Source organism: Mesorhizobium sp. SEMIA396, from assembly GCF_024518615.1.
GTDB lineage: Bacteria > Pseudomonadota > Alphaproteobacteria > Rhizobiales > Rhizobiaceae > Mesorhizobium.
Genome location: NZ_JANIFC010000003.1, coordinates 542,607 through 549,411 on the forward strand (window position 1 = coordinate 542,607; position 6,805 = coordinate 549,411).

Below are 6,805 nucleotides of genomic sequence, written 5' to 3' on the forward strand. Positions count from 1 at the left end.
CAGACAGCAGCCAGTGTCAGTGGCGCGGTCCGCCGCGCCCAATTAGCTCCGCAATGATCGCGTTCACTTGAACACGCGCAGCGTCCAATCCCCGCCCGGTGTCGACGACGAAATCGGCCTGGCGGCGTTTTTCCGCGTCCGGCACCTGCTTGGCCAGGATCGATGCCAGTTTTTCTTCCGTCATGCCCGGCCGCGCCAGCACGCGTTCGCGCTGGGTCTCGGCCGGGGCGGTGACGACGACGACCTTGTCGACGCGGTTGCGGCCGCCGGTTTCGAACAGCAGGGGAATGTCGAGCACCGCGATCGATTCGCTCGCGTTACGATGCTTGGCCAGGAAGGCATCGGCGTCGGCGCGCACCAATGGGTGAATGATCGCCTCGAGCCGCTTCAGCGCGGCGGCATCGCCGAGCACGCGCGCGCCAAGTTTGGCACGATCGACCACGCCGGCAAGTGTGGTGCCGGGAAAGGCGGCCTCGACCAGGGGGGCTGCCTTGCCGGCATAGAGGCGATGCACTGCCTCGTCGGAATCATGGACCGGCACGCCGGCGTCAGCGAACATCCTGGCCGTGGTCGACTTGCCCATGCCGATGGAGCCGGTGAGTCCGAGCACGATCATGGCTTCGGCACCAGATCGGCGACGATAAGCGCGCGCAATTCCCCCGTGACCTGCGGCCTGACGCCGAACCAGCGCTCGAAGCCGGGCACGGCCTGATGCAGCAGCATGCCGAGGCCGTCGACCGTCTTCAGATTTCGCGCGCGGGCGGCGGCGAGCAGCGGCGTCTCCAGCGGCACATAGACGATGTCGGTGACGATGCCGTGGTCCGGCAGCCGGGCGGGATCGGCCGACAGGCCTTCATTGCCATGCATGCCGAGCGCTGTGGTGTTAACCAGCAGGCCGGCATCGCCGAGCAGTTCATCGGTCGCCGCCATGCCATGCGCCGACACGCCGGCGCCGAAACGATCCCTCAATTCCTGCGCTCGGGCCAGAGTGCGGTTGACGATGCGGATGTCGGCAACGCCGCGCTGCTTCAGCGCATGGATGACGGCGCGCGACGCACCGCCGGCGCCAAGCACCACCGCCGGACCGTTGCTTGCCCAGCCCGGCGCATGATCGTCGAGGTTGGCGGCAAAGCCGTGACCGTCGGTGTTGCCGCCCCACAGGACGCCGTTCTCGAACCACAGCGTGTTGACGGCGCCGATCTCTTGCGCCGCCTGGTCGCGGCGCTCGGCCAACGCGAAGGCGACTTCCTTGTGCGGGATGGTGATGTTGCCGCCGCGGTAATTGTTTGCCTGCAGCGTGTTCACGAACTCGGCAAAATCCTGCGGCGCGACATCGATGGCCTGGTAGCTGCCGTCAATGCCATGCCTGGCCAGCCAGTGGCCATGGATTCTTGGCGAGCGCGAATGCTTGACCGGATGGCCTGACACGAAGGCCTTCTTCGACGCCTCAGCCATCGATTGCCCCCAGGTCACGCAGTTCGGCCAGCAGCGGCAGAAGCGGCAGGCCGACAATGGTGAAATGATCGCCCTCGATTTTCTCGAACAATTGAATGCCTTCGCCTTCGATCTGATAGGCGCCGACGCTTCCCAGCGCCTTGGCGCCGACGCGGGCGAGATGGCGGCCGACGAAGGCCGGGTCGAGCTTGCGCATGGTCATCGAAGCAATGCCGACATGCCGCCACAAGACCTTGCCGTCGCGAACCAGCACCGCGGCGCTGTTGAGCTGGTGGGTCCTGCCCGACAGCGCCAGCAGATGACGGCGGGCACCTTCCATGTCAGCCGGCTTGTGGAACACCTCGTCGACGAGCGACAGCGTCTGGTCGCAGCCGAGCACCAGGGCGCCCGGCCTGCGCTCGCTCACTTCTGTGGCCTTGGCCTCGGCCAGCACCAGGGCGACATCCTCGGGCGAGACGCCGCTATCCTGCAAAGGCCCCTCGAGCGCGCGCTCGTCGACATCGGCCGGCACCGCCTCGACATCGACGCCGGCATTGACGAGCATCGCCTTGCGGAACGGACTGCCGGAAGCGAGGATGAGTTTTTCGGTCATGGTTTGTACGCCTGGTTTTCTGGCACCGACTAGGGTGTTGAGATTCAGGTCAGGCCGAGTCGAAAATGGTGGCTTCCGAGAACCGGAGCGGAGCGTACTTAAAGTACGTGAGCACCGGAAGCGCAGGAAACCGCCATTTGCAGGCCGGCATCACCTGAATATCGACGCCCTAGCGCGTCTTCCCCCGCAGGGCAACGATGGCCGCCGCCGTTTCCTCGATCGAGCGGCGGCTGACGTCGATCATCGGCCAGCCATGGCGCGTGCAGATCTTGCGGGCGTAGGCTAGCTCTTCGCTGATCGCCGCGCGGTCGACATAATCCGATGCCTCATACGAACTGCTGTTGCCGAGGATGCGGTTTTGCCGGACATGCGAGATGCGCTCGGCGGTGGCGATTAGCCCGACGATCAGCGGCTTGCTGGCGGCAACCAGGCTTTCCGGCACCGGCACGCCAAGCACGATCGGGATGTTGGCGGTCTTGATGCCGCGGTTGGCGAGATAGATGCTGGTCGGCGTCTTCGACGTGCGCGAAATGCCGATCAGCACGACATCGGCATCGTCCATGTTGAGCGGCAACTGGCCGTCATCATGGTCCATGGTGAAATTGAGCGCATCGATGCGGCGGAAATATTCAGCGTCGAGAACATGCTGGGCACCGACGCGGCGGCCGGCCGGGGTGCCGAGATAGGACTGGAACACGGTCAGCACCGGCTCCAGCACCGACACACAGGGCAGGCCCATGGCCGCGCAGCGCTCGTCGATGCCGCGCGCCAGCTTCTGGTCGACGACCGTATAGAGGATGATGCCCGGTTCCTCCTCGATGTCCTCGAACACCTTCGCCACCTGCTTTTCGGTGCGGATCAGCGGATAGATATGCTCGATGGCGCGCGCGTCCTTGTACTGCGCCGAAGCTGCCCGGCCGGCGGCGAGCAGCGTTTCGCCGGTCGCGTCGGAAATCAGGTGCAGGTGGAAGAAGCTCTGGGGTTTGTTCACAGGGGGTCACCTGGGGCTGTGGGCTTCTGTGGATAAAGCGGGATGAAAAGACGGGCCTGTCGGAGGCGACTGTATCAGATGGCAGTTTGTCCACAATTCGATGCGCTGTCAGCTTCGTCGGGCGACTGGGGACAAGTTTGGGGACGGCTTTTTTCGACTGCGGTCCGTCCACAGGACCTGCTTTTCACCACTGTGCCTAACACTTTGACTCGCTTGATCGATTCCGATCTATCCCCAGAACCCTACATCTGGGAAAAAGAAGCACGCGACAATATGTTGGCTGGTGTTTTCCGGGGCAAAGCGGGACAGGTGGCAACCACCAGAACCAACAGACTCTTAGAATCAGAAGAATCTTAGATATAAGAATCTTTGATTATAGAAGAGGCTGGGAGAAGCGAGCGCTCGATGCCCCAGAACCGGATCATGCTGGATGTCCTCAGGGGCAAGGCCCATTTTCCGCCTCCGCTCTGGATGATGCGTCAGGCCGGACGCTACCTGCCGGAGTATCGGGAGACACGCAGACGCGCGGGCTCGTTCCTGGACCTCTGCTATGATCCAGACCTTGCGGTCGAAGTGGCCTTGCAGCCGATCGAGCGCTTCGGCTTCGATGCCTCGATCCTGTTTTCCGATATCCTTGTCGTTCCGCATGCGCTTGGCCGTGACGTCCGCTTCGAAGAGGGCAGAGGGCCGCTGCTGACGCCGATCACCGCGCCGGAGATTTTGGCTCTGGAAGGCGAGGTGTTTCACGTGAATCTCGAACCGGTCTATGAGACGGTTCGCCGGTTGCGGGCCAAACTGCCCGAAGAGACAACCCTGATCGGCTTCTGCGGCGCGCCGTGGACGGTGGCGACCTACATGATCGCCGGTCATGGCACGCCCGACCAGGCGCCGGCGCGGCTTTTTGCCTATCGCGAACCGGTGGCCTTTCAACGATTGCTGAAGGTGCTTGCCGAACATTCGGCCGCCTATCTCATCCGCCAGATCGAGGCGGGTGCGGATGTGGTGCAGATATTCGATTCCTGGTCCGGCGTGCTGGACGATGAGAGTTTCGACCTGTTCTGCGTTCAGCCGATGGCCGAGATCGTTGGCCGGGTGCGGGCGGTTCATCCCGATGTTCCGATCATCGGTTTTCCCAAGGGTGCCGGTTCGCGCTACCGGACATATCGACAGAAGACCGGCGTGACGGCGCTAGGGATCGACTGGACGGTACCCCTGATCGCGGCGAAGGAATTGCAGCGCTCGGGTGCGGTTCAGGGCAATCTCGATCCCTTGCGGCTCGTGGCTGGCGGCAAGGCGCTATCCGACGGCGTCGAGGCGATCCTGGGAGCGCTGGGAGACGGACCGCTGATCTTCAATCTCGGTCATGGCATCACGCCGGAGACGCCGATCGCCCATGTCGAGGCGATGGTGAAACAGGTGCGGAGCGCGACACGCTGATGGCTGAGATGAAAAACACGAACAGCACCGGTCAGGCGATGATGCGGATGATGTCAGGTATCGCGGTGCTGGTCGTTCTCACCGCGCTTTTGTATTTCGCGGCACCCGACAGCTTCTATCTCTGGGCAAAGGCGATCCATATCCTCGCCGTCATCTCATGGATGGCGGGCATGCTCTATCTGCCGCGGCTGCTGGTCTATCACGCCGATGCCGAGAAGGGCTCGGTGCAATCGGAGACCTTCAAGGTGATGGAGCGGCGCCTGCTGCGCGGCATCATCAACCCGGCGATGATCGTCACCTGGGTGTTCGGCCTGTGGCTCGCCTGGAAGGGTTTTGGTTTCCAGGGCGGCTGGCTGCATGCCAAGATCGGTGCGGTGCTTTTGCTGTCCGCCATGCATGGCTATCTCGCGGGCGCGGTGCGCAAATTCGCCGAGGACCGCAATGAAAAACCGGCCAGGCACTGGCGGATGGTCAACGAGATCCCCACATTGCTGATGATCGCAATCGTCATCCTGGTGGTGGTCAAGCCGTTCTGATGCATGCTGCTCAAAAACGGCCAGGAGACAACGACGGGCAGTGATGCGTTTCAAGCCTTCATAGGTCACGCAAAACGCAGCTTGCTCTTTCACCCGACCGACGATAAAAGACGGGTCTTCCTTCCCGTCATGCGCCGCCCCTCATTGTTTTCGGCCGCGCCCGGCATTTGTCGCATCCCGCCGATATTTTTCCCAAAGCCTACCCAGACTCCATCTATTCAAGGTCCGTCTATGCAAGAAATGAAACTCGCCGAGTTCAAGAACAAGAAACCGCCAGAGCTGATCGCCTATGCCGAATCGCTCGAGGTCGAAAACGCCAGCGTCATGCGCAAGCAGGAGCTGATGTTTGCGATCCTGAAGAAGCTGGCCGCCCAGGAGATCGAGATCATCGGTGATGGCGTGGTCGAGGTGCTGCAGGATGGTTTCGGCTTCCTGCGCTCCGCCAACGCCAATTATCTGCCAGGTCCCGACGACATCTATATTTCGCCGTCGCAGATCCGGCGCTTTTCGCTGAAGACCGGCGATACGGTCGAAGGGCCGATCCGCAGCCCGAAAGAGGGCGAGCGCTATTTCGCGCTGCTCAAGGTCAACACCATCAATTTCGACGATCCCGAAAAGATCCGTCACAAGATCCACTTCGACAATCTGACGCCGCTCTATCCCACCAAGCGGCTGAAGATGGAGATCGAGAATGCGACCACCAAGGACATCTCGCCGCGTGTGATCGACCTGGTCGCGCCGATCGGCAAGGGGCAGCGCGCTCTGATCAACGCGCAGCCGCGTACCGGCAAGACGGTTCTCATGCAGAACATCGCCCACTCGATCACCGCCAACCATCCGGAATGCTATCTGATCGTGCTGCTGATCGACGAGCGGCCGGAAGAAGTGACCGACATGCAGCGCTCGGTGAAGGGCGAGGTGATCTCCTCGACCTTCGACGAGCCGGCGGTGCGCCACGTGCAGGTCGCCGAAATGGTCATCGAGAAGGCCAAGCGCCTGGTCGAGCATGGCCGCGACGTCGTCATCCTGCTCGATTCGATCACTCGTCTCGGCCGCGCCTACAACACCGTCGTGCCGTCATCCGGCAAGGTGCTGACCGGTGGTGTCGACGCCAACGCGCTGCAGCGGCCGAAGCGCTTCTTCGGCGCCGCCCGCAACATCGAGGAAGGCGGTTCGCTGACCATCATCGCCACCGCGCTGATCGATACCGGCAGCCGCATGGACGAAGTCATCTTCGAAGAGTTCAAGGGCACCGGCAACTGCGAAATCCAGCTCGACCGCAAGGTGGCCGACAAGCGCATCTATCCGGCCATGGACATCTTGAAGTCCGGCACCCGCAAGGAAGACCTGCTGGTTTCCAAGCAGGATCTGCAGAAGATCTTCGTGCTGCGCCGCATCCTGGCGCCGATGGGCACCACCGACGCAATCGAGTTCCTGATCGACAAGCTCAAGCAGACCAAGACCAATGCCGATTTCTTCGATTCGATGAACACGTAAGAGGACTGGCGAGGGCCAACGGCCAACTGCTTGCGCTGCCCCTCATCCGCCTGCCGGCACCTTCTCCCCGTATAGTGACGGGGAGAAGGGAGATGGCCGCAACCTCGGCGCTCGTTCTGCTGCGTTGAAAATTGGCGAAACCGTCCATGACGGCGTCTTTCTCCCCGTCCCTATACGGGGAGAAATGCCCGGCAGGGCAATGAGCGACTATCTGTGGTGTCAAGTTGCATTGGCGAACTCCATGCGCGCATCGCGTGCTTTTGCATTGAGAATGACGAGGAGTTTTCGCGCCAGCGC

At 62.2% G+C, this 6,805-nt stretch carries 7 protein-coding genes; 3 read left to right on the forward strand and 4 right to left on the reverse strand.

Features of this window, described 5'->3' with window-relative positions:
• Positions 1-16: 16 nt before the first annotated feature.
• The 4 genes from coaE to NP503_RS12125 all read right to left on the reverse strand — a co-directional run bounded on the left by coaE (position 17) and on the right by NP503_RS12125 (position 3,038).
• Positions 17-616, reverse strand: a complete 600-nt coding sequence (gene coaE / locus NP503_RS12110; RefSeq protein WP_127268021.1) for a dephospho-CoA kinase — start codon at positions 614-616, stop codon at positions 17-19.
• Entirely contained in the window at positions 613-1,455 is an 843-nt protein-coding gene (locus NP503_RS12115; protein WP_127268020.1) for a shikimate dehydrogenase, read from the reverse strand. Before NP503_RS12115 ends, coaE begins: the two co-directional genes overlap by 4 nt.
• Positions 1,448-2,047 carry a Maf-like protein gene (locus tag NP503_RS12120; protein ID WP_027037547.1) on the reverse strand — a complete coding sequence of 200 codons (600 nt, stop codon included), beginning with the start codon at positions 2,045-2,047 and terminating at the stop codon, positions 1,448-1,450. Before NP503_RS12120 ends, NP503_RS12115 begins: the two co-directional genes overlap by 8 nt.
• A 169-nt stretch (positions 2,048-2,216) precedes the next feature.
• On the reverse strand, positions 2,217-3,038 hold the full coding sequence (locus NP503_RS12125; RefSeq protein ID WP_027037546.1) for a pyruvate, water dikinase regulatory protein: 822 nt from the start codon (positions 3,036-3,038) through the stop codon (positions 2,217-2,219).
• A 405-nt stretch (positions 3,039-3,443) separates the two neighbouring features.
• Here NP503_RS12125 and hemE point away from each other — a divergent pair, with 405 nt between their 5' ends.
• From hemE to rho, 3 genes are all read left to right on the forward strand, one after another.
• Positions 3,444-4,475 (forward strand): uroporphyrinogen decarboxylase, encoded by a 1,032-nt coding sequence (gene hemE, locus NP503_RS12130; protein ID WP_127268019.1) that lies wholly within the window; start codon positions 3,444-3,446, stop codon positions 4,473-4,475.
• Positions 4,475-5,011 (forward strand): protoporphyrinogen oxidase HemJ, encoded by a 537-nt coding sequence (hemJ, locus tag NP503_RS12135; protein WP_127268018.1) that lies wholly within the window; start codon positions 4,475-4,477, stop codon positions 5,009-5,011. The genes hemE and hemJ overlap by 1 nt, the downstream gene beginning before the upstream one ends.
• A gap of 231 nt (positions 5,012-5,242) precedes the next feature.
• Positions 5,243-6,508: a transcription termination factor Rho gene (gene rho, locus NP503_RS12140; protein WP_127268017.1), complete on the forward strand. Its 1,266-nt coding sequence runs from the start codon at positions 5,243-5,245 to the stop codon at positions 6,506-6,508.
• The last annotated feature ends 297 nt before the right edge of the window (positions 6,509-6,805 follow it).